We start from the raw sequence: 19,659 nt of genomic DNA on the forward strand, positions 1-19,659 counted from the left end.
TCGTAGCACAAGTGAAGAATGAAATGGCACATCTTCCCCATGCCGCCTGAGCGCCCCCGGCAGCCGGTTCATTGTTCTCCGCCCCTTGGCCCCCAGGCCGAACCCGGCTACACTTGCGGCATGCACAACCCCACCCCGCCGCCACCCGCCCCCTTGCAGCACGAGCGCCTGCCAGACGACATCGAACGGGCCTCCCTGGCCATCATCGACGCCGAGGTTCCCGAGCCCAGGCCCTTTGCGGGCGCGCAGTGGGAGGTGGTGCGGCGCATGATCCACGCCACGGCGGACTTCGAGCTGTTATCCCTGGTGCGTTTCCACCCCCGGGCCGTGGCGTCGGGGCTCGCCGCCCTGGCCGCCGGGGCGGTCATCGTCACCGACACCCGCATGGCCTGCATGGGCATCCCTGAACGGCGTCTGGCCCCCTTGGGCTGCCGGGTCACCTGCCTCATCGACGACCCGCGCACCGCACCGGCGGCCAAAGAGGCGGCCGCCACCCGCACGGCCGCCGCTGTGGATCTGGCGGTCTCCCTGGCCGACGGCCCGGGGATCGTGCCCGGAATGTCCGGCGCGCCGGTCATTTTCGTCATCGGCAACGCGCCCACGGCGCTTTTGCGGCTTCTGGACCATATGCAGGCCGGACGCATCCGCCCGGCCCTGGTGGCGGGCCTGCCCGTGGGCTTTGTGAACGCGGCCCAGTCCAAGGCCCTGCTGGCGGAATTCGGGGACTCGGCCCAAGGCGTGCCCTACCTGACGGTCATCGGCCGCAAGGGCGGCTCCACCTCGGCGGCGGCGGCGATCAACGCCCTGCTCGAACTGGCGCTTCGGGAGAAGGCCGGGAAAACGCAGGGCCGCAGCGTCCCCTAGAGGGCGCCATGGGCTTTTTGAGGGGGAAGCGGGCTTGTTCGGATAAGGTGGGACATTTTTCGGCTACGCCGACAGGCGCCTCACGACGCCCCGACATCGCCAGGAGACACGCCATGGAAGAAACATACACCGGCTAGGAGAATTTCGGACAGACAGCATCCCCAAGGGCGTCGCATTCTTCGCCCGGCGGGGGAATAAACGTCCTGGCCTCGTCGGCGGGCAGGGGCCGGGCATAGAGATAGCCCTGGCCCAGGCCGCAGCCCAGCGACACCAACCCGGCCAACTCGGCCTCGGTCTCCACGCCCTCGGCGCACACGTCCAGGTTGAGCGCCCGGGCCAGTTGCACGATGGCCCGCACGATCTCGAATTTCTCCGGATTGACGTCCATGTTGGAGACGAACGAGCGGTCGATCTTGAGCGAGTCCACGGGAAACCGGCGCAGGTAGGACAGCGACGAATAGCCCGTGCCGAAATCGTCCACGGCCAGCCGGATGCCCAGATCCCTGAGCCGACCCAGGATGTCCACGGCCAGTTCGGCGTTTTCCATCAGCACCGACTCGGTGACCTCAAGCTTCAAATGGCGGGGGTCGAGCCGGGTTTCGTCCAGGATGCGGGCCACCCGAGCGGCCAGATCCCCCTGCATGAGCTGTTTGGCCGAGATGTTGGCGGCGATGGACATGTTCACCGCCCCGGGATGCTCGTCGATCCACAGGCGCATGCGTTTGCAGCATTCGCGCAGCACCCAGTCCCCCAGGGCCAGGATGAGCCCCGAGGCCTCAGCCACGGGAATAAACACCGCCGGAGACAAAAGCCCCCGCACGGGATGCCGCCAGCGGGCCAGGGCCTCGAAGCTCACGGTGGTGAGATCCGACAGGCGGAAAATGGGCTGGTAGGCCAAATACAGCTCCCCGTGCTCCACGGCCCGGCGCAAGCCCGTCTCCAGGTGCAGCCGTTCGCTGGCCCGGTCATGCATGGCCCGGTCGAAGACCTCGCTTTTGCCCTTGCCCCGGGATTTGGCCTGAAACATGGCCGTGTCCGCGTCGCGCAGCACCTCGTCCACGCCCTCGTAGGCGGACACGTCGTCCACGATGCCCACGCTGGCCGAGACGAAAAATTCAAACTCGTCGATGCGCGAGGGTTTTTTGAGCTCCTCGTGGATGCGCCCGGCCGTGTCCAGGCCCCGGGTGGCGTCGCCCTGGCCCTGCACCAGAACCGCGAATTCGTCGCCGCCAAGCCGGGCGATGACGTCCCCCGGGTCCAGGGTGTTCCACAGGCGCATGGCGATGCCCCGCAACAGCCGGTCGCCCACGGTGTGGCCCAGGCTGTCGTTGACGAACTTGAAATCGTCCAAGTCGAGGAACATGACCGAAAAACGCCCGCCGCCCCCGGATTTCAACCCGCGCATGGCCCGTTCCAGGCGCTCGATGAAAAAGGCCCGGTTGTAGAGGCCGGTCAGTTCGTCGTGGTAGGCCTGATAGGTCAGGGCCTTTTCGGCCTTTTTGCGCTCGGTGATGTCCCGGAAAGCCACCACCGCCCCGCTGATGCGCCCATCGGCCAGAAGCGGCGTGACCACATAGTCCACGGGGAAGATGCGGCCGTCGGCGCGCCAGAACCAGTCCTCCCGGACATGGCGGCGACGGCCGTCCTCCAGCACCTTGAGGATGGGGCTTTTCCCCCGGGGAAAGGGTTTGCCGTCGGGCTTGGAATGGTGCCACAGGGCATGGGGGTCGGCGCCGGTCAGGGCCTCCGGCGCGTAGCCCGTCAACTGGGTCGTGGCCGGGTTGACGAAGGTGATGCGGCCCGTGAGGTCGATGCCGAAGATGCCCTCGCCCACGGCCTCCAGGATCAGTCCGCCCAGATGGTTGGAGGCGGCCAGGGCGGCTTCGGCCCCGGTGCGGGTCACGGCCTCGGAAAGCACGTTGGCCAGGGATTGCAAAAAATGGATGTCGTCCCCGGAAAAGGACCGGGGCTCCCGGGTGTGTATCCCCATGACCCCATAGGGCCCGTCGCGGCCATGGATCACCATGCCGATGCCGCTGCGCATGCCTGCGGCAAGAAAGAAGGGGTCCGGGACAAACCGCTCTTCCCGCAGGTAGTCCTTGATGACCACCGGGGCTTTGGCGGCTCTCACATACGCGGCCATGCCGCCGGCTTCAGGCGGGGGATACACGCTGCCGTCGGCGTCGGGGCGCCCCACGCCGACCTCCAGACGCATGGCCCCATCCGGAGACAAGAACCGGAAGAATTCGGCCATCTCCACGTCGAGCACCGAGGCCATGAGCCGTATGGTCTTACGGAAAAGCCCGGGCATGTCGCCGGAGGAGAGGGCGAAAAGCCCGATTTCGGAGACGATGCCCTGCTGGAAGGCCCGGCGTTTGAGGGATTCCTGGCTCCCTTCCTGGGGACGCATGTCGCTGGCGCAGATCACCCCATAACGGCTGCCGTCCGGACCGGCCAGTCGGCCGGGGGAGACGTGCACCGGCACCCGGCCGCCGTCCTCGCGCAACACCACCCACTCGGAGGGGATGCCGCCCTGGCCGTCGAGGTTGGCCTGGTGCAGGGCCATGACCTGCTCGGCGCTCGTGTCCGCCACGAAGCGGATGAAGGTCTCACCGAACAGCCTGTCCCGGGGGAGTCCAAGGATGCGGCAGAGGGATTCGTTGACCCACACGAACCGGCCCGCCTCATCGACCACGGCCAGTCCCACGGCCACGGCGTCGAGAAAGGCGAAAAATCCTTCGCGATCGGCGCACAAGGCCCGGAACGTGGCCTCACGGCCGTGGGTGTCGCCCATGCCCTTTCGCGTTTCCGGCGCGGTCGTTTTCGGTTTGCCCACGATACACGGCCCGTTGGTTTTCCCTGATATTGCTGGAATAATTTCAGGCTAGCCCAGAATGCAAAGAATTTCCACCCTTTTACCCGGGGCCTCAGACATTAAAAAGGAAATGGATGACGTCGCCGTCGCGCACCACATAGTCCTTGCCCTCCAGGCGCATGACCCCGGCCAGGCGGCATTTGGCCTCGGAGCCGTGGCGTACGTATTCCTCAAAGGAGATGATCTCGGCCCGGATAAAACCCTTCTCGAAGTCCGTATGGATCTCGGCCGCGGCCTGGGGGGCGCGGGAACCCCGGCGCACGGTCCAGGCCCGCACCTCCTTGGGTCCGGCCGTGAAATAGCTGATGAGACCGAGGGTCTCGTAGCCCGTGGCGATGACCTGATCCAGGCCGCTTTTGGCCACCCCGTAGGAGGCCAGAAATTCCTGCCGCTCGGCCTCGTCCATCCCGGCCAGTTCCTCTTCCATGCGGGCGCAGACCACGGCGAACCCCGCCCCCCTGGCGGCGGCACGCTCGGCCACGGCCCGGGCCGCCGGACTTTCGCCGTTGACGTCGCCCTCGTCCACGTTGGCGCAATAGATGACCTTTTTGGCGGTGATCGGCCTATTCTCGGCCAAAAACGCGGCCATGGCCGGTTCGTCCGCGTCCGGCACGCTGGCGGCGGGCTGCCCGGTCATGAGGTGGGCCAAAAGCCTTTCCGCGCAGGCCAGGGCCTCGGCCGCCTCCTTGTCCTTGCCCCCGGGCTTGGCCTGCTTTTTCAGGCGCTCCACCCGGGTCTCCATGGTCTGGGCATCGGCCAGGATCAGTTCGGTCTCGATGATCTCCATGTCCCGGGCCGGGTCCACCCCGCCGTGGACATGCACCACGTCGTCCTCGGCAAAGGCCCGCACCACATGCAGCACCACCCCGGTCTCCCGGATGTTGGCCAGAAAGCGGTTGCCCAGCCCCTCGCCCTGGCTCGCCCCCTTGACCAGCCCGGCGATGTCCACGAAACGCACCGTGGCCGGGGTCACCACCTTGGGGTTCACAAGCTTCGCCAGGGCCGCAAGCCGCGTGTCGGGCACGGGCACCACGGCCGTGTTGGGTTCGATGGTGCAGAAGGGATAATTGGCGGCCTGGGCGTTCTGGGCCTTGGTCAGGGCATTGAACAGGGTGGACTTGCCCACGTTGGGAAGCCCCACGATGCCGATGGAAAGCGACATGAAAACGGTATCCTTTTCCGGTGCGGCGCGGGCGGGGCCTAGCCCAGATCCCGGGTCCGCAACACGGTTTTGACGAGAAAGTTGAGCAGGTCATAATCGCCCGCCATTTTCGAAACGGCCTTGGACAAGGTCTGCCCCAGCAGGCGGTCGAAATCCGGCTCCACATTGTCCCCGTTAAGCTTCCACTGGGTGCTGGCCTCGTAGGCCTTTTTCAGGATCGCCCCGTTGTTGTCCACGGTCACGTCAAGGACCACCCGGGCCTCGGCCGTGATCCCGCCCAGACGCGGCGTCCCGGCGTAGGTCAGGGCGGCAAGCTCCACCGTCAGGGTGCGGACCACGGATTCGGACGGGGCGGCCGGAGAAAACCCCTTGGCGACCAGCCCGTCCCCGGCGGCCCGGCGCAACGTCTGGGCCACCTCCGAGTCCACGACCACGGTCCCGGCCATCTTCGAGTCCGGATTGCGCTGGCCCACGGTGGCGTCCGGACGGGCATCGGCGGCCAGGACCACCACCTGCACGTCCCGGCCCAAATCCTCCTTCTCCACCACGGCCTGACAGGCCACGTTGGCCCGGTAGGCCCCGCATCCCGCGCACGACAAAACCGCCGCGCACAGCACACACGCCGTGGCGGTTCGGGAAAAAAAGCCGCGCATCATGCCAAGGCGGCCTTGGCGGCGGCCAACACAGCGGCGTAGTCCGGCTCCTGAGTAACCTCCGGGACCACCTGGACATAGGTCACGGTTCGCGCGGCGTTTACAACGAACACCGCCCGGGCCAGAAGCCGCAGCTCCTTGATGAGCACCCCGTAGGCCTCGCCGAAGGAGGCCAGGGCGTGGTCGGAAAGGGTCGTCACCCGGTCCACGCCGGCGGCCGCGCACCAGCGTTTCTGGGCAAAGGGCAGGTCCATGCTGACCACCAGGATGCGCACGTCGGGACCAAGGCCCGTGGCCTCGGCGTTGAAACGCCGGGTCTCCAGGTCGCACACCGGGGTGTCCACCGAGGGCACGGACACCACCACCAGCACCTTCTCCGTGAAATCCGTAAGCCCGACCGGGGCCAGGTCGTTGGTCAGGGCGGTAAAAACCGGGGCCTTGGTCCCCACGACCACGTCCTCGCCCACAAGCGTCAGGGGGTTGCCCTGAAAGGTCACCACGCCTTTTTTCTCGCGCATTGTCGTTCTCCTTGCGGGCACGCCCCCGGTTTGGGGACAGCGGCCCGTCTCCCCCCTGTATTTCATCGTCGCGCCGCCCGCGTCAAGCGATCCGCCGCAACTCCGCCCACGGGCGGGGCTGGGGATGGACAAACCATCTCCCGAAGCGACAGACCATGTCGCTCTCGCCAGTTCCGCGCAGGAAGGGAAACGTCTTACACTTCGGCCGACGGCCACTTCGCCCCTTTCACCCGCTGCGCCCGGGCATGGACAATCCGGGACGAATGCGGCAGGACGCGAGTGTCACGAAAAACCGGGACGCGCGCCGTCCCAGGGAGGCCTGTCCGTATGACCCTGCCGCGCCGTTTCGCCTCGTGGGCGATCCTTATGGCCATCCTGCCCTGCCTTTTCGTCCCGGACACGACCCGGGCCGCCGATCCCGCGCCCGGCCCCGAGATATCGGCCCTCACCCGGGCCGGGCTGGTGGAGGTGACGGCCCTGGACCCCACCATCCGCCTGGACATGCGCTACGCCACCACCAACAACTTCACCGGTCGGGTGGTCTACCCCTCGGGACGCTGCTTCCTGCGCCAGGAGGCGGCCGCCCGGCTGGCGGCGGTGCAGGCCGACCTGCGGGCGCGGGGCCTGGGGCTTGTGCTCTACGACTGCTACCGGCCATTTTCCGTGCAAAAAACCTTTTGGGAGGCGACCCCGGACAAGGGCTACGTGGGCAGGCCCGTGGAAGAGGGCGGCAAACCCGTGTCCGGGTCCAAGCACAACCGGGGCATGGCCGTGGATGCCGGGCTGGTGGACGCAACGGGCCGACCGCTGCCCATGCCTACGGACTTCGACGACTTCTCGGCCAGGGCCTCGCGCCATTTCACCGGCGGCGACCCCACGGCTGCGGCCAACAGCCGCCTGCTGGCCGAGGTTATGGCGAGGCAAGGGTTTCGGCCCATCTCCTCGGAGTGGTGGCACTTCGACGCCGACGGCTGGAAGGCGTGTCCGCTGCTGGATTTGCCCCTGCCGCCGGAAAAATGATCAGCGGGGCTGCTCCACATGGGCCGCCCCGGCCCCGGCCAGAGGGAAAAAGACCACGAATACGCTGCCCCGGCCCGAGACGCTCCTGACCGTCACCGCCCCGCCGCAGGCCTTGACGATGCCATGCACCGCCGCCAGCCCCATGCCCGTGCCCTGTCCCGGCGGCTTGGTGGTGAAAAACGGCTCGAAGATGCGCTCCATGATGGTCCGATCCATGCCATGCCCCGTGTCCCGCACGGACAGGGCGGCATAACGCCCGGGCGTCAGGTCGAGCACCGAACGCACGGACTCGCCCAGGCCGGACAGGGGGTCCGCCGTCTCCGGGGCCGGGCCGCCCTCGGCGCCGCCGCCGTCGATTCCCACCACCTCAAGCGACACGGCCAGTTCCCCGCCGTCCGGGGTCATGGCATGGGCGGCGTTCATGCACAGGTTCACAAGCACCTGATGCACCTGGGCCGGATCGGCCCGGATGGCCATGCTGCGCTCCGAGATGTCCGACGCCATGGTGACGTTGGCCGGGGTCAGCCCGCGCATGATCTTCACGGTCTCCTTGACCAGGGGGTTTAAGACCAAGAGGTTTTTGACGGTATCCTCGCGCCTGGAAAAGACCAGGATCTGCTTGACCAGATCCCTGGCCCGCCCGGCGGCGTCCACCACGTCCGTCAGGGGACGGCGCAGGGGATGTTCCGCGTCCAGGTCGGACAGGGCCACCTCGGTATTGAGCAGGATGGGGGTCAGGATGTTGTTGAAGTCGTGGGCGATGCCCCCGGCCAACACGCCGATAGCCTCCAGTTTTTCGGCCTGTCGCAGGCGGCGCTCCAGCCGGATCTCATGGGTCACGTCGCGCACCAGGACCACATGGTTGCAGACCCGGGCGGTCTCGTCCCGGATGGGCGTGATGAGCACCTCGGCCACGTACTGGCTGCCGTCGCGGCGGGTCTGCCGGGCCCGGCCGGACCACTTGAGTCCCAAGGCCAGGATGCCGCGCACGGAATCGGTCAAAAACGGATCCACGCTGCGCTGCAACTCGTCCGCACCGGCCCCGGCCATGCCCTGGCCAAAGCCCACAATGCGGGCAAAGGCCGGGTTGGCGTACTGGGCCCTGAAATCCCGGCCGATGATGACCATGCCCTCGGCGGCCTGCTCCACGGCTGCCACCAAAAGCATGCGCTCCTCTTCGGCGCGCTTGCGGGCCGTGATGTCCCGGGCCGCCCCCTCCACCCGCAAGAGCTTCCCGTCCGGCCCCATGACCGCCAGGGCGTTGGTGGAGATCCACACCCGGCGTCCGTCCCGGCGATAAATCTGGGCCTCGAAGTCGAACACCCGGCCGTTTTTGGCCAGGGTGCGCAAAAATTCCAGGCGGGCCTCCTGCTGGACATGGATGCGGCGCAGGATGTCGCCTTCCTCGGCGATGAGTTCAGGGGGGGAGGCGTAGCCCAGAATGCGGGCCATGGCCGTGTTGCATTCGATGATGCGGCCGTCGGGGTAGAATTGGAAAATGCCCTCGGCGGAATTTTCAAAAATGCTGCGATACTTTTCCTCGCTTTGGCGCAGGGCCTCTTCGGCCGCCCGGCGCTCGGCGATGTCCGTGGCCAGGACGCACGCGGCCTCGATCACTCCATCGTCGCCCGGCAGGGGAAAGACCGAGGCCACGGCGACCTCGTCCCGCCCAAGGGTGATGACCAGTCCCGAGTTGCGAACGACCTCGCCGCCGCCGAACATCCGGTCCACCTGGCGCAAAAGCGTCCGGGCATCTTTCGCGGGCAACAAATCCCCCACATGCCTCCCGCGAATCGCCGCAAGCGGCATGCCGAGCTTCTCGACCACCACCCGGCTCACATCCAACACCATCCCCTGGCGAGACAGCACCAGGATGGCGGACAGGGAATGTTCGAAAAACACCTGATGCAGCCCGCCAAGCCCAGAGGCCATGAGCGTCTCGCCCCGGCTCGGCGCAGCCATTTTCTCCGTAGTCCTTTCCTTGTCTGCGACCATGATTCGTCCTGGCTTTTTCCCGTGGTCTTTGTCACAATCGGTGCAAGGCATATGCAACTACCGCCCGGCATGGACTCATGGAAAAAGTGCTTATCGTTGAGGACAGCAAGGTATTCGCGCGCGTCCTCATTCGCAAAATTGAAGACGAATTGTTCTTCGATACCAGTTGGGCCTCGACCTACGAAGAGACCGTCTATATCCTTGAGGAAAGTCCCGAGCAACCGGACTTTTTCGTGGCCGTGGTGGACCTGCACCTTCCCGACTCCCCGAACGGCCACACCGTGGACTACCTCATCGCCAAGGGCATCCCGGTCATCGTCTACACCGGAGCCTTCGACGAGGAATACCGCGACGCCATCTGGGCCAAGCGCGTGGTGGACTATGTGCTCAAGGAAACCCCCGACAGCCTGGATTACGTCTGCAACCTCGTCAAGCGCATTTACAAAAACAAATACATAAGCATCCTGGTGGCGGACGATTCGGCCACCCTGCGCCGCCATGTGCGTCGGCTCCTTGAGGTGCACGACTTCTCGGTCATGGAGGCTTCGGACGGGGAGGAGGCGTTGCGCCTGTTGTCGCGCAACCCTGCGTTGCGCCTGCTGATTGCCGAATACCACATGCCCGGCATGGACGGCCTGGAACTCACCCGGGCCATCCGCCGCGAACACCGCAAGGAGGATCTGGCCATCATCGGCGTCTCGGCCAGCACCGAGGAGCTTTTGTCCGCGCGATTCCTCAAGGTCGGGGCCAACGACTACCTGGCCAAGCCCTTCGCCAGCGAGGAGTTCTACTGCCGCGTCACCCAATGCCTGGACATGCTCGAACTGGTGCGCAAGCTCAAGGAGGCCTCCATCCGCGATGCGCTCACCGGCCTCTACAACCGCCGCTATTTCTTCGACGCCGGGAAAAAGTTCCACTCCTGCGCCCTGCGCGACTCCATGACCCTGGCCGTGGCCATGATCGACATCGATTTCTTCAAGAAGGTCAACGACACCCACGGGCACAAGGCCGGAGACGAGGTGCTCAAGCATGTGGCCGACGGCATGTCCGGGCGTTTTCGGGGATCGGACATCGTGGCCCGCTACGGGGGCGAGGAATTCTGCGTGCTGGCCGTGAACATGAACCGGCAGGCGGCGCTCACCGTGTTCGACGAACTGCGCCGAAGCATCGAACGCTCACGCACCCGGGTGGATGGCGTAAATATTACGGTCACGGTGAGCATCGGCGTGTGCTGCGAGCCGCACAAATCCCTGGAGGAGATGCTGGCCACCGCCGATGGCATGCTCTACCAGTGCAAGCGCAGCGGCCGCAACCGGGTTTTGGCGTCCTGAGCCTCCCGTTTTTCGGCTCGCGTCCGGCTCACTCCTGGCCCACGCCTGGCCCACGCCTCGCGTTGCGTTCGGGAATTAGCGTTATGGCTTTGCAAGCAGCAACACTTTGAATTTATGGTTTTTATTCACAAAAAAACATACCTGTTTTTTGTGAACGCCACACGAGCCCACGCCCGGCGCGGTCATTCCCCCCAGGCACGCGGCGGAAGTCCCCACACGCAGCGGAACCGGTCCTCCAGGGCCATCAGGTAGGCCGCAGCCCCGGGGCTTCCCTCGGCTGGGGCAAACGGCGCGAACGCCTTGGCCGATTCGGCCAGGTATGGCCCGGCCTTGGCCTCGAAGGCGGCCGTGTCCGGGGCCAGGGCGAAAATGGTGTGCCACACCCCGGGCAGGATATCCGCCAGATGCACGCCGCGCTCCCGCTCAAGCAGGATGAAGTCCTTTTCCCTGGCGTTGCCTGCATCATCAAACAGCACCACGCCCAAGGCCCCACGCAGGATCACGAAACTCTCGGCCTTCTCCGGAGCCACATGGCGATGCGGCGGCACGTAGCTTCCCGGGCACAGGGCGTTGATCATGCGCTGCAACGGGTCATCGTCGGCGGCATGAAACCGATGCACCTCCCGGCCCCGGGGATTGTCTCGCGCCGCGCGGCAGGTGCGCACGATCAGGTCGTCGTCGGCCACGGCCGCCCGGACATGGCCGGACACCGTGGCATGGGGGGATATCCGCTCGATCCGCGCCCCGCGCATACCGCCTCCTCATGTTGCGTTCGGTAACTTCCGTTAAGGATCGCCCCGCGCAGGGGGCGTGATGGTTTTGGGGCCTGGCCTACAGGTTCAGGGCGGACTTGGCCGCCTCGCCCGCCACGTTCTCCACCGCGCCGTAAATTCCGGCCAGCCGGGAGGACAGGCAGGCGTCGCGCAAAAGCAGCAGGGCGACAATGGCCCAATAGCCCCAGCCGCAGAGCGTTTTCTCACAACCCTCGGCCTGGTCGCGCCGCATCCGGAACAGGAAAAAGGCCGCAAACCCCAGAGGCAGCATGACCCACCAGCGGACCATGATCCCGGTGACGAACATGAAGATCACGAACAAAACCGCCAGTCCGACGGCGGTCAGCGTGATAGGGCTCATCTTGCATCCCGTGCAGGCATTTTGATCCATAACGCACCTCCCGTGCAGTGTGGCCGCCGCCGAGGCGGCCTGCCATCCCTATAAAGTCCCCGCCACAGGCTGTCCAGACGGCCCCGGGGCAAAACGGCGGCCGCCCCCGGCCGTCAGACGAAGATGTCCAGGAGCACCCCCAGGCCAAGTCCTGCGGCCACCACCCCGTTGATGGTGAAAAAGGCCATGTTCACCCGGGAAAGATCGTTCTCCGAAAGGATCAGGTGTTCGATCAGAAGCAGCCCGGCGCTGGCCGTAAAAAAGAGGAAATAAAACCAGGACAGCCCCGCCGCCCATCCGGCCAGGGCATAGAAAATCACGGCGTTGACATGGGCCAGGGAGGAAAACGCCAAGGCCGCGCCCAGGCCGAAACGGGCCGGGACGGACCTAAGTCCGTGCTGCCGGTCGAATTCCACATCCTGACAGGCATACAAAATATCAAATCCCGCCGTCCAGAAGGTCACGCCCAGGCCGAACAACACGGCGCGCACGGAAAACGCGGGCTCAAAGGCCAGCCAGCCAGCCACCGGGGACAGCCCCAGCACCGAGCCCAAAATAAAATGGCACATCCAGGTGAACCGCTTGGTCAGGCTGTAGAACCCGGCCCAGACCAGGACCACCGGCGACAGGGCCAGACACAGCGTATTGAGCCCGGCGCAGGCCGCAACAAACAGAGCCGCGCACCCGGCCGTGAACATCACGGCGCCCGGCACGCCCACCTCGCCCGTGACCAGCTCGCGCCGTTTCGTCCTCGGATTCTCCCGGTCAAACGTCAGATCCGCCAACCGGTTCATGGCCATGGAATACGAGCGTACCGCCACCATGGCCACCGTCAGGAGCAAAAACTTCCCCAAACCCGGCCAGCCCCCGGCGGCCAAAAACAGCCCCACATAGGCGAACGGCAAGGCGAAAACCGAATGCTCGATCTTGACCAGCCGGGCATACCGCCCGGCCAACACGGCGAGTCGTTTCATGGAGTGCCTTATGCCTCTCCCAGGGTGACGACGCCGTAGTTCTTCTTGCCCTTGCGCACCAGGAGGATGTGGCCCGCCAGGAGGTCGCCGGGGCCGTAGGCGTGGTCTTCGGCGGCGATGCGCTGTCCGTTGATTGAGACGGCCCCGGCCTTGATGTCCTTGCGGGCCTGGGAATTGGACGGGCACAGCCCCAGGTCGGCCAGGAGTTTGGGCAGGGGAGGGATGGCGTCCAGGGACGGATAGGCGATGCTTGGCGCGGCCTCCAGGGCGGCGCGCAGGGTATCGGGATCGGCGGCGGCGAGGTCGCCTGCGCCGAAGAGGGCCTGACTGGCGTCCAGAACTTTTTGGGTCTCGGCCGCGCCGTGGATCATGGTGGTGACTTCCAGAGCCAGCCGTTTCTGGGCCTGGCGCAGGTGGGGGTTGTCCGCCAGTTCGATGGCTAGGCTTTCGATGCTCTCGTGGTCGAGCAGCGTGAAATACTTGAGGTAGTTGATGACGTCGCGGTCATCGGTGTTGAACCAATATTGGTAGAAGGCGTAGGGCGAGGTCAGGTTTTTGTCGAGGAAGATGGCGCCCTTCTCGCTCTTGCCGAACTTGGCCCCGGAGGCCGTGGTGATCAGCGGAAAGGTCAGGGCGAAGGCCGGTGCGGGCCGGGAGCGGCGGATGAATTCGAGACCGGCGGTGATGTTGCCGAACTGGTCGCCGCCGCCGATCTGCAGGGTGCAGCCGCGCGTTTCGGAGAGATGCCGGTAATCGTAGGCCTGCAGGATCATGTAGCTGAATTCGGTGTAGGAGATGCCGGTCTCTTCGCGATTGATGCGGCCCTTCACGGATTCCTTGGCCAGCATGTAGTTGACCGTGAAGTGTTTGCCCACGTCGCGCAGGAAATCGATGATGGAGAGATTCTTGGTCCAGTCCAGGTTGTTGACGGGCTCGATGTTGTCCGCCACGCCCATGCGCTCAAAAAAGCCCATGGCCTGGGTCTTGATCTTTTCGGCCGAGGCCTGGACCTTTTCGGCGGCATTGAGGGTGCGTTCCTTGTCCTTGCCGCTGGGATCGCCGATCAGCCCCGTGGCCCCGCCAAGCAGAAACAGGGGACGGTGTCCGGCCAGGGCGAAACGCGCCAGTCCCAGAAGGGGCACGAGATTGCCGATGTGCAGGCTGTCGGCCGTGGGGTCGAAGCCGCAGTAGACGACGCGCCCAGGGGAATCCAGGTGTTCGCGAAGGGTTTCGGCGTCGGATACCTGGTTGACCAGGCCGCGCCAGGACAGTTCGTCAAAGATGTTGCGGGACATGATCTGATCCATGGGGGAATGCGGGCGGTCTCTCGCCGCCCGGTGGGGGTGTGAACGGAAATCGACCGCCGGGGCGGCCGTGGTCAACTGCCGGAATTTTGGGCCGGGGCGTCCACCCGGGCCTTGGTGCGCAGGATGGGCTTGGCCTTGCTTATACGTTCCAGCTTGGCCTCGACGCCGGGAACGGGGCTGTACACGTCCACCAGCACATTGAGATAAAAGACGCCGCCGCGAATTTCGGTCTCGATGCGGGAGGCGAAGCCGTTTTTCTCAAGCTCGGCCTTGAGTTCCTCGGCGTTTTCAGACTTGGTGAAGGCCCCCACCTGATAGGTGTCGTGGGGCCGCTGCCAGTCATGGATGACGGGGTCGGAGCCACAGGAGGCGGCCACAAGGGCAAGGCACAACACAAGGGGCAAGGCGGCGCGGGTCATGTTCAGGTCCGATCAGTTGGGGGTTTCGGCCTTGGGCAGGGCGGATTTTTTCAGTTTGACCGGGGCCGAACGCTTGCGATCATCGTCGCTGTATTCCAGCACCTCGGTCTTCCCGGCCTTGTTTTCCAACACGAAATACAGCTTGTCGCCCACGGCCCGGATATCGGCCAGCCGCGAGCAACTGTTGAAGCTTTGCACCAGGGCGCTTTTGCCGTCCGCGCCCACGGTGACCAGGTCGTAGACCACGGGGCAGTCCACGTTTCCCAGCCCCCGGCGCAGGAGCACGGCGTCGAAGCCGTCGTCGAGCTCCCCGACGCTCATGTAGGATTGGGCTGTCAGGGGCTCGCCCTTGCTCTGGTGGATCGGCTTCCCACGCAGCGTGACCACATGGTCCGCACCCTGGCGCACGACTTCCAGGGGGCCCGCCACGGTCAGATAGACCGACTGGCGATCCGGCCCCATGGCATGCCCCGGGACATTGGACAGCATCACGGCCGCACATGCCGCCACGCAAAGCATCAGCCGACTGGCGCAAAGTTTCATTTTGGCTCCCTGGGCGAAGGTGTGCCGCGAAACGGCGGACAACCGTCTCATTCCTGGCAGGCGTGTCGCCATGCCTGTATTTGTACGGCCTTCCCGGTCTGGGCGTCAATATCGATCACCGCGCCCTGCAACTCCACCGGTCCCTTGGACAGGACGAAACGCTGGGGCATCCCGGTGAGGTAGCGACGGATGACGGCCTGGGGGTCCATGCCGATGGCCGAGCGGATGGGGCCGCTCATGCCCAGGTCGGTGATGTAGGCCATGCCGTGGGGCAGGATCTGGGCGTCGCCCGTCTGGACGTGGGTATGGGTGCCGCACAGGGCGCTTAGGCGGCCGTCGAGATAATAGGCCAGGGCCTTTTTCTCGGAGGTGGCCTCGGCGTGAAAATCCAGCAGGCGCACGGGCACGTCTCCGGGAATCCTGCCGATGAGCTCATCGGCGGTTCGGAAGGGGCAGTCCAGGCTGTTCATGTAGGTGCGCCCGAGGAGGTTTATGACCGCAAACGGCGGTTTCCCGTCCAGGCCGTAGACGCCAAGGCCCGCCCCGGGCGTGCCGGGGGGATAGTTCGCCGGGCGCAGCAGCCGATCCGTGCTCTCGAAATAGACCTGGATCTCGCGATGTTTGAAGATGTGGTTGCCCGAGGTGATGACATCCACGCCGCAGGCCAAAAGCTGGGAGGCGGCCTTGACGGTGATGCCCAGGCCCCCCGAGGCGTTTTCGCCGTTGGCCAGCACCACATCCACCTCAAGTTCCCGGCGCAGCCGGAAAAGACCGGCCACCACCGCGTCGCGCCCGGGACGGCCGACAATGTCGCCCAAAAACAGGATGCGCATGGAGACGTTTCCTCCCGGAAGCGTTGCGGACGGCCGCCCCCTGGGGGAACGGGCCGTCCGAATACGGGCCGGACGCGCCACGGGCGCGGCCAGGTTGCGCCAATCCTATTTTGCGTAGCCCACGGCCCGGCGTTCGCGGATGACCGTGACCCGGATCTGTCCCGGATAGGTGAGGTTGTCCTCGATCTGCTTGGCGATGTCCTTGCACAAAAGAAACGTCTTGTCGTCGTCAATGGCGTCGGAGTCCACGACGACGCGAATCTCGCGGCCGGCCTGGATGGCGTAGGCCTTGGTCACGCCGTCAAAGGCCGTGGCCAGATTCTCCAGCTCCTCCAGACGCTTGACGTAGCTTTCCAGAAGCTCCTTGCGGGCCCCGGGCCGGGCGCCGGACAGGCTGTCCGCAGCCTGGACCAGGATGGCCAGGATGGATTTGGGCGGCACGTCCTCATGGTGGGCCTGGATGGCGTGGATGATGTCCCCGCCCTCGCCGAATTTTTTGGCCAGATCGGCCCCGATGACCGCGTGGGGGCCTTCGATCTCGTGATCCACGGCCTTGCCGATGTCGTGCAGAAGCCCCGCCCGCTTGGCTTTTTTCACGTCCAGGCCCAGCTCCGAGGCCATGATGCCGCACAGGGTGGACACCTCGAGGGAGTGCTGCAGGACGTTCTGGGAATAGCTGGTGCGGTATTGCAGATGCCCCAAAAGGCGCACCAGTTCGGGGTTGATGCCGTGGACGCCGATGTCGAAGGTGGCCTGTTCGCCGATCTCGCGCAGCTTAACCTCGAATTCCTGCTCGACCTTCTTGACGATGTCCTCGATGCGGGCCGGATGGATGCGGCCGTCGGTGATCAGGCGCTCCAGGGCCATCTTGGCCACCTGGCGGCGGATGGGGGAAAAGGCGGAGAGGATGACGGTTTCGGGGGTGTCGTCGATGATCAGATCCACGCCCGTGGCCGCTTCCAGGGCCCGGATGTTGCGTCCCTCGCGGCCGATGATGCGCCCCTTCATCTCTTCCGAGGGCAGGGTGACGGCGGTGACGGTCTGTTCGGCCACGAAATCGCCGGCATAGCGCTGGATGGCCAGGGCCAGAATCTTCTTGCCGCTTTTATCCGCCGTCTCCCGGGCCTCCACCTCGATTTGGCGGATCATCTTGGCCGCCTCGTGCCGGGTGCGGCTTTCGGTCTCGGCCATGACCAGCTTCTTGGCCTCCTCCACGGTGAGCCCGGAGACTTCCTGCAGGCGTTGCAGATGTTCCTCGGAGGCGCGGTCCAGGATCTCCTGCTTCTCGGCGAGGGCCCGTTCCAGGCCGGTCAGGCGCTTTTCCGCGCCCAAAAGCTCGCTTTCCCGGGCCACGATCTGTTCCTGCTTCTCTTCAAGCTTCTCCTGCTTGCGGGAAAGCTGGGCCTCTTTGGCTTCAAGGGTCTGGGCCCGTTCCTTGTATTCGACCTCAAGTTCCTTTTTCTGGCGGTACAGGTCGTCCTGGGCCTGGACCAGAAATTCTTTTTTATGGGCCTGGGCCTCTTTTTTGGCCTCTTCCAGAATGCGCTCGGCCAAGGAACGGGATTCCTTGAGGGTCTTCTGGGAGATGAACTGGTAGAGGTAATATCCGCCAGCGCCTCCGGCGCACAGGGACGCGAGGATGATGAAAACGGTAAAAAAATCCATGACGGCTCCTTCAAAGCGGAAGAGTTCCGCATAAACCGGAGACGGATCCGTCGGTTCGGCGCTGGTGGGGAGAGTCGTGGGCGTTCGTGCAGGGGAGATCCCTGCCGCGTCAGGCAAATCCGGCGACTATCGAGGTGTTTCGGAGTCCGGCCAAGCCGCTCGGCGTGGCTGTCGGGCTGTACCCGGAGAACCGAAACGTTTTCCCCGGAGCGCCGTGTCGGCAATTTTTTTGAACCTTGTTGCCAAGGTGGACGCCAAGGTACGACCTTCAGGCCCCCCGGCAAAACCCGGGTTCGCACACCGGCCGTAACACGCGGCATCCTATTTTTGAGTATCGGCTCAAAAATGAATCGTCGATCACGCACACTCCAGGGAAACGGACATCATCGCCAAAATCCCGCCTGCCCGGCAGTCACTCTTCTATTTTCTTCAAAAGTCCGACCATGCGCGCATGCGCGTCATCGAGCCTTTGATTAGACATAAGCACGTCGTCGGCCAATCCAAGGGCCACGAACGCCAAAAGCTTCTCCTTGCCGAGCGCTTTCCCGCCCGATCCGAGCAGTTTGCATCGTTCCTCCACCAATATTCTGGCGGCCTCGACGCGATCCGGTTCCGCGTCGGTCTTGAACGAGAGCGTAAGGCCCAAGATCTCCAGGTTGTAGCTGGGCATCTCACAGTTTTCCCGCCAAACGGCCCCTCATGCCGCCACCCTCACATGCTTCCGACGGCAGGGGCGCTGGGCGGGGCTTAAGCGATTTCCTCCTGAATCCGTTTCAAGAGCGAATCGATCCTGGTGGTGATCGCATCACGTCCCTGCCGCTCCGCATCAAGTTCGGCCCGAAGGGAACTGTTCTCCGCCTCCAAGGCCTTGACCTTGGCTAAAAGGCGCTCCACGCGATCTTCCAGGGCTTCGAATATATCCATAAAAAGTATTCCTAGCCTCTTCCACGGCGAAAATCAAGACGCTGGCGTTTTTCGTACGATATTGTTCTGACGCCCCCGGGCCACGGCGAGCGCGCCGTCCGGAACGTCGTGGGTGATGACGGAACCAGCGCCAATCAACGCATCCGCCCCAATCGTCACGGGCGCCACCAGTGAGGTGTTGCTGCCGATGAACGCATTTTCGCCGATGACCGTGGCGTGTTTGTTTTTGCCGTCATAATTGCAGGTGATAGTTCCGGCCCCCACGTTGGTTCCGGCCCCCACCTCGGCATCGCCCAGATAGGTCAGATGTCCGGCCTTGACGCCCCGGCCCAGGACGGACTTTTTGACCTCCACGAAGTTGCCCACCCGGGCGTCTTCGCAAAGGACAGCCCCGGCCCGCAAGCGGGCAAAAGGCCCCACCTTGCACAGCGGGCCCACCTGAGCCTCGTCCAGATGGGAAAAGGGCAGTATCTCGCATCCCTGGGCCAGCTTACTGTCGCGAATCCAGACGTGGGAGCCCACTTTCGCCTTTGCCCCGACGGCCGTGTCGCCATACAGCTCACAGGGACCGGTCATCTCCACACCCGGGGCAATGGCCACCCGCGGCCCCACCCGGACCTGTCCGGGGTTGCGCACTAAAACCCCCTGATCGTACAGGGCGTCCACAAGACCCGCCCGCAGCGTCTCTTCGGCCATCGACAATTCCCGAGGGGAATTGACTCCAAGCAGGGCGGCGTCCCGTCCCCGGTTGATGGCCGCCACCACGCCGCCGGACTGGGTGGTCATCTCCACCAGATCGGTGATGTAAAATTCGCCGCTTTGGTTTTCATTGCGCAAAAGCGGCACAAGTTTTTGGGCCACGGACAGGCGCAGGAAATATATGCCGGCGTTGATCTCCCCGGAGGCCGCACCATGTCGCGATTCGTCGTAATCTTTGGCCTCGACGATGCTGACCCCGCCCGACGCGCGCACCACCCGGCCATAGGAACCGGGATGGTCCAGTTCGATGGACACAAAGGCCACATCCGCCTGTTGGGCCATGGCCTCGGCCACGAAACCGGCCAGAATCTCCCGGGACAAAAGCGGCATGTCGCCGTTGAGCACCAGGACATGCTCATATCCCGCAGCCACAAGGACCGGCAGGGCCGTGGCCAGAGCATGGCCGGTGCCAAGCTGCCGGTCCTGGACCACAAAGCGGCCTTCCCTTTCCGGAAAGGCCTGACGCACCGTATCCGCCCCGTATCCCACCACCACATGGATCCGATCCTCACAGACCGAGGCGCAGGCGCGAAGGACATACGACAACATGGGTTCACCAAGAATGGCCCGCAATACCTTGGGCGTCTCGGAATGCATCCGGACGCCCTTGCCAGCGGCCAAGACCAGGCCGCCTACCCTTCCAAACATCGTCA

19 protein-coding genes and 1 other RNA gene are annotated in these 19,659 nt (G+C 64.9%); 3 read left to right on the forward strand and 17 right to left on the reverse strand.

Annotation, left to right across the window (positions count from 1 at the left end; all coding sequences use genetic code 11):
• Positions 1–120 precede the first annotated feature (120 nt).
• Complete coding sequence (locus tag V3572_RS00555; RefSeq protein WP_332109052.1) at positions 121–864, forward strand: precorrin-8X methylmutase; 744 nt, start codon at positions 121–123, stop codon at positions 862–864.
• A 133-nt stretch (positions 865–997) separates the two neighbouring features.
• Here V3572_RS00555 and V3572_RS00560 read toward each other — a convergent pair whose 3' ends face one another.
• The 4 genes from V3572_RS00560 to tpx all read right to left on the reverse strand — a co-directional run bounded on the left by V3572_RS00560 (position 998) and on the right by tpx (position 6,072).
• Complete coding sequence (locus tag V3572_RS00560; protein WP_332109017.1) at positions 998–3,658, reverse strand: EAL domain-containing protein; 2,661 nt, start codon at positions 3,656–3,658, stop codon at positions 998–1,000.
• 133 nt (positions 3,659–3,791) lie between these two features.
• A complete protein-coding gene (gene ychF, locus V3572_RS00565; RefSeq protein WP_332109018.1) occupies positions 3,792–4,901 on the reverse strand; it encodes a redox-regulated ATPase YchF in 1,110 nt (369 codons plus the stop codon).
• A gap of 38 nt (positions 4,902–4,939) precedes the next feature.
• A complete protein-coding gene (locus V3572_RS00570; RefSeq protein WP_332109019.1) occupies positions 4,940–5,557 on the reverse strand; it encodes a YajG family lipoprotein in 618 nt (205 codons plus the stop codon).
• Entirely contained in the window at positions 5,554–6,072 is a 519-nt protein-coding gene (tpx, locus tag V3572_RS00575; RefSeq protein WP_332109021.1) for a thiol peroxidase, read from the reverse strand. The genes V3572_RS00570 and tpx overlap by 4 nt, the downstream gene beginning before the upstream one ends.
• Positions 6,073–6,399: 327 nt before the next feature.
• On the opposite strand from tpx, the gene V3572_RS00580 reads away from it, so the two are divergent.
• The gene (locus V3572_RS00580; RefSeq protein WP_332109022.1) at positions 6,400–7,092 is read left to right on the forward strand and encodes a M15 family metallopeptidase; all 693 of its coding nucleotides are present in this window, start codon (positions 6,400–6,402) and stop codon (positions 7,090–7,092) included.
• Here the strand turns inward: V3572_RS00580 and V3572_RS00585 are convergent, their stop codons facing one another.
• A complete protein-coding gene (locus tag V3572_RS00585) occupies positions 7,093–9,087 on the reverse strand; it encodes a PAS domain-containing sensor histidine kinase (protein ID WP_332109023.1) in 1,995 nt (664 codons plus the stop codon). It lies immediately after the preceding gene.
• A gap of 77 nt (positions 9,088–9,164) precedes the next feature.
• Between V3572_RS00585 and V3572_RS00590 the strand changes: the two genes are divergently transcribed.
• Positions 9,165–10,418 (forward strand): diguanylate cyclase, encoded by a 1,254-nt coding sequence (locus V3572_RS00590; protein ID WP_332109024.1) that lies wholly within the window; start codon positions 9,165–9,167, stop codon positions 10,416–10,418.
• A gap of 182 nt (positions 10,419–10,600) precedes the next feature.
• Here V3572_RS00590 and V3572_RS00595 read toward each other — a convergent pair whose 3' ends face one another.
• The 12 genes from V3572_RS00595 to glmU form a co-directional block, all read right to left on the reverse strand.
• Positions 10,601–11,170 (reverse strand): WbuC family cupin fold metalloprotein, encoded by a 570-nt coding sequence (locus V3572_RS00595; protein WP_332109025.1) that lies wholly within the window; start codon positions 11,168–11,170, stop codon positions 10,601–10,603.
• A gap of 79 nt (positions 11,171–11,249) precedes the next feature.
• A complete protein-coding gene (locus tag V3572_RS00600; RefSeq protein WP_332109026.1) occupies positions 11,250–11,552 on the reverse strand; it encodes a hypothetical protein in 303 nt (100 codons plus the stop codon).
• A gap of 143 nt (positions 11,553–11,695) precedes the next feature.
• The gene (locus tag V3572_RS00605; protein ID WP_332109027.1) at positions 11,696–12,556 is read right to left on the reverse strand and encodes a UbiA-like polyprenyltransferase; all 861 of its coding nucleotides are present in this window, start codon (positions 12,554–12,556) and stop codon (positions 11,696–11,698) included.
• Between the two features lie 8 nt (positions 12,557–12,564).
• Complete coding sequence (gene tyrS, locus V3572_RS00610; protein ID WP_332109028.1) at positions 12,565–13,851, reverse strand: tyrosine--tRNA ligase; 1,287 nt, start codon at positions 13,849–13,851, stop codon at positions 12,565–12,567.
• An 83-nt stretch (positions 13,852–13,934) separates the two neighbouring features.
• Entirely contained in the window at positions 13,935–14,282 is a 348-nt protein-coding gene (locus V3572_RS00615) for an SPOR domain-containing protein (RefSeq protein ID WP_332109029.1), read from the reverse strand.
• Positions 14,283–14,294: 12 nt separating this feature from the next.
• Positions 14,295–14,825, reverse strand: coding sequence for a hypothetical protein (locus tag V3572_RS00620; protein ID WP_332109031.1), 531 nt, complete (start codon positions 14,823–14,825; stop codon positions 14,295–14,297).
• 47 nt (positions 14,826–14,872) lie between these two features.
• A complete protein-coding gene (locus tag V3572_RS00625; protein ID WP_332109032.1) occupies positions 14,873–15,658 on the reverse strand; it encodes a TIGR00282 family metallophosphoesterase in 786 nt (261 codons plus the stop codon).
• Positions 15,659–15,763: 105 nt separating this feature from the next.
• Positions 15,764–17,323, reverse strand: a complete 1,560-nt coding sequence (gene rny / locus V3572_RS00630) for a ribonuclease Y (protein ID WP_332109033.1) — start codon at positions 17,321–17,323, stop codon at positions 15,764–15,766.
• 197 nt (positions 17,324–17,520) lie between these two features.
• Positions 17,521–17,701: non-coding RNA, 6S RNA (gene ssrS / locus V3572_RS00635), on the reverse strand.
• Between the two features lie 34 nt (positions 17,702–17,735).
• The gene (locus V3572_RS00640) at positions 17,736–17,993 is read right to left on the reverse strand and encodes a cell division protein ZapA (protein WP_332109034.1); all 258 of its coding nucleotides are present in this window, start codon (positions 17,991–17,993) and stop codon (positions 17,736–17,738) included.
• A 77-nt stretch (positions 17,994–18,070) separates the two neighbouring features.
• Complete coding sequence (gene zapB / locus V3572_RS00645) at positions 18,071–18,247, reverse strand: cell division protein ZapB (RefSeq protein WP_332109036.1); 177 nt, start codon at positions 18,245–18,247, stop codon at positions 18,071–18,073.
• A 33-nt stretch (positions 18,248–18,280) separates the two neighbouring features.
• On the reverse strand, positions 18,281–19,654 hold the full coding sequence (glmU, locus tag V3572_RS00650; RefSeq protein WP_332109053.1) for a bifunctional UDP-N-acetylglucosamine diphosphorylase/glucosamine-1-phosphate N-acetyltransferase GlmU: 1,374 nt from the start codon (positions 19,652–19,654) through the stop codon (positions 18,281–18,283).
• Positions 19,655–19,659 lie beyond the last annotated feature (5 nt).

This window comes from Desulfolutivibrio sp., assembly GCF_036584575.1.
Lineage (GTDB): Bacteria > Desulfobacterota > Desulfovibrionia > Desulfovibrionales > Desulfovibrionaceae > Desulfolutivibrio.

Coding starts and splice junctions, on each gene's coding strand:
- V3572_RS00555 (WP_332109052.1), top strand. CDS start 121: ATGCACAACCCCACCCCGCCGCCACCCGCCCCCTTGCAGCACGAGCGC.
- V3572_RS00560 (WP_332109017.1), bottom strand. CDS start 3,658: ATGGGCGACACCCACGGCCGTGAGGCCACGTTCCGGGCCTTGTGCGCC.
- ychF (WP_332109018.1), bottom strand. CDS start 4,901: ATGTCGCTTTCCATCGGCATCGTGGGGCTTCCCAACGTGGGCAAGTCC.
- V3572_RS00570 (WP_332109019.1), bottom strand. CDS start 5,557: ATGATGCGCGGCTTTTTTTCCCGAACCGCCACGGCGTGTGTGCTGTGC.
- tpx (WP_332109021.1), bottom strand. CDS start 6,072: ATGCGCGAGAAAAAAGGCGTGGTGACCTTTCAGGGCAACCCCCTGACG.
- V3572_RS00580 (WP_332109022.1), top strand. CDS start 6,400: ATGACCCTGCCGCGCCGTTTCGCCTCGTGGGCGATCCTTATGGCCATC.
- V3572_RS00585 (WP_332109023.1), bottom strand. CDS start 9,087: ATGGTCGCAGACAAGGAAAGGACTACGGAGAAAATGGCTGCGCCGAGC.
- V3572_RS00590 (WP_332109024.1), top strand. CDS start 9,165: ATGGAAAAAGTGCTTATCGTTGAGGACAGCAAGGTATTCGCGCGCGTC.
- V3572_RS00595 (WP_332109025.1), bottom strand. CDS start 11,170: ATGCGCGGGGCGCGGATCGAGCGGATATCCCCCCATGCCACGGTGTCC.
- V3572_RS00600 (WP_332109026.1), bottom strand. CDS start 11,552: ATGAGCCCTATCACGCTGACCGCCGTCGGACTGGCGGTTTTGTTCGTG.
- V3572_RS00605 (WP_332109027.1), bottom strand. CDS start 12,556: ATGAAACGACTCGCCGTGTTGGCCGGGCGGTATGCCCGGCTGGTCAAG.
- tyrS (WP_332109028.1), bottom strand. CDS start 13,851: ATGTCCCGCAACATCTTTGACGAACTGTCCTGGCGCGGCCTGGTCAAC.
- V3572_RS00615 (WP_332109029.1), bottom strand. CDS start 14,282: ATGACCCGCGCCGCCTTGCCCCTTGTGTTGTGCCTTGCCCTTGTGGCC.
- V3572_RS00620 (WP_332109031.1), bottom strand. CDS start 14,825: ATGAAACTTTGCGCCAGTCGGCTGATGCTTTGCGTGGCGGCATGTGCG.
- V3572_RS00625 (WP_332109032.1), bottom strand. CDS start 15,658: ATGCGCATCCTGTTTTTGGGCGACATTGTCGGCCGTCCCGGGCGCGAC.
- rny (WP_332109033.1), bottom strand. CDS start 17,323: ATGGATTTTTTTACCGTTTTCATCATCCTCGCGTCCCTGTGCGCCGGA.
- V3572_RS00640 (WP_332109034.1), bottom strand. CDS start 17,993: ATGCCCAGCTACAACCTGGAGATCTTGGGCCTTACGCTCTCGTTCAAG.
- zapB (WP_332109036.1), bottom strand. CDS start 18,247: ATGGATATATTCGAAGCCCTGGAAGATCGCGTGGAGCGCCTTTTAGCC.
- glmU (WP_332109053.1), bottom strand. CDS start 19,654: ATGTTTGGAAGGGTAGGCGGCCTGGTCTTGGCCGCTGGCAAGGGCGTC.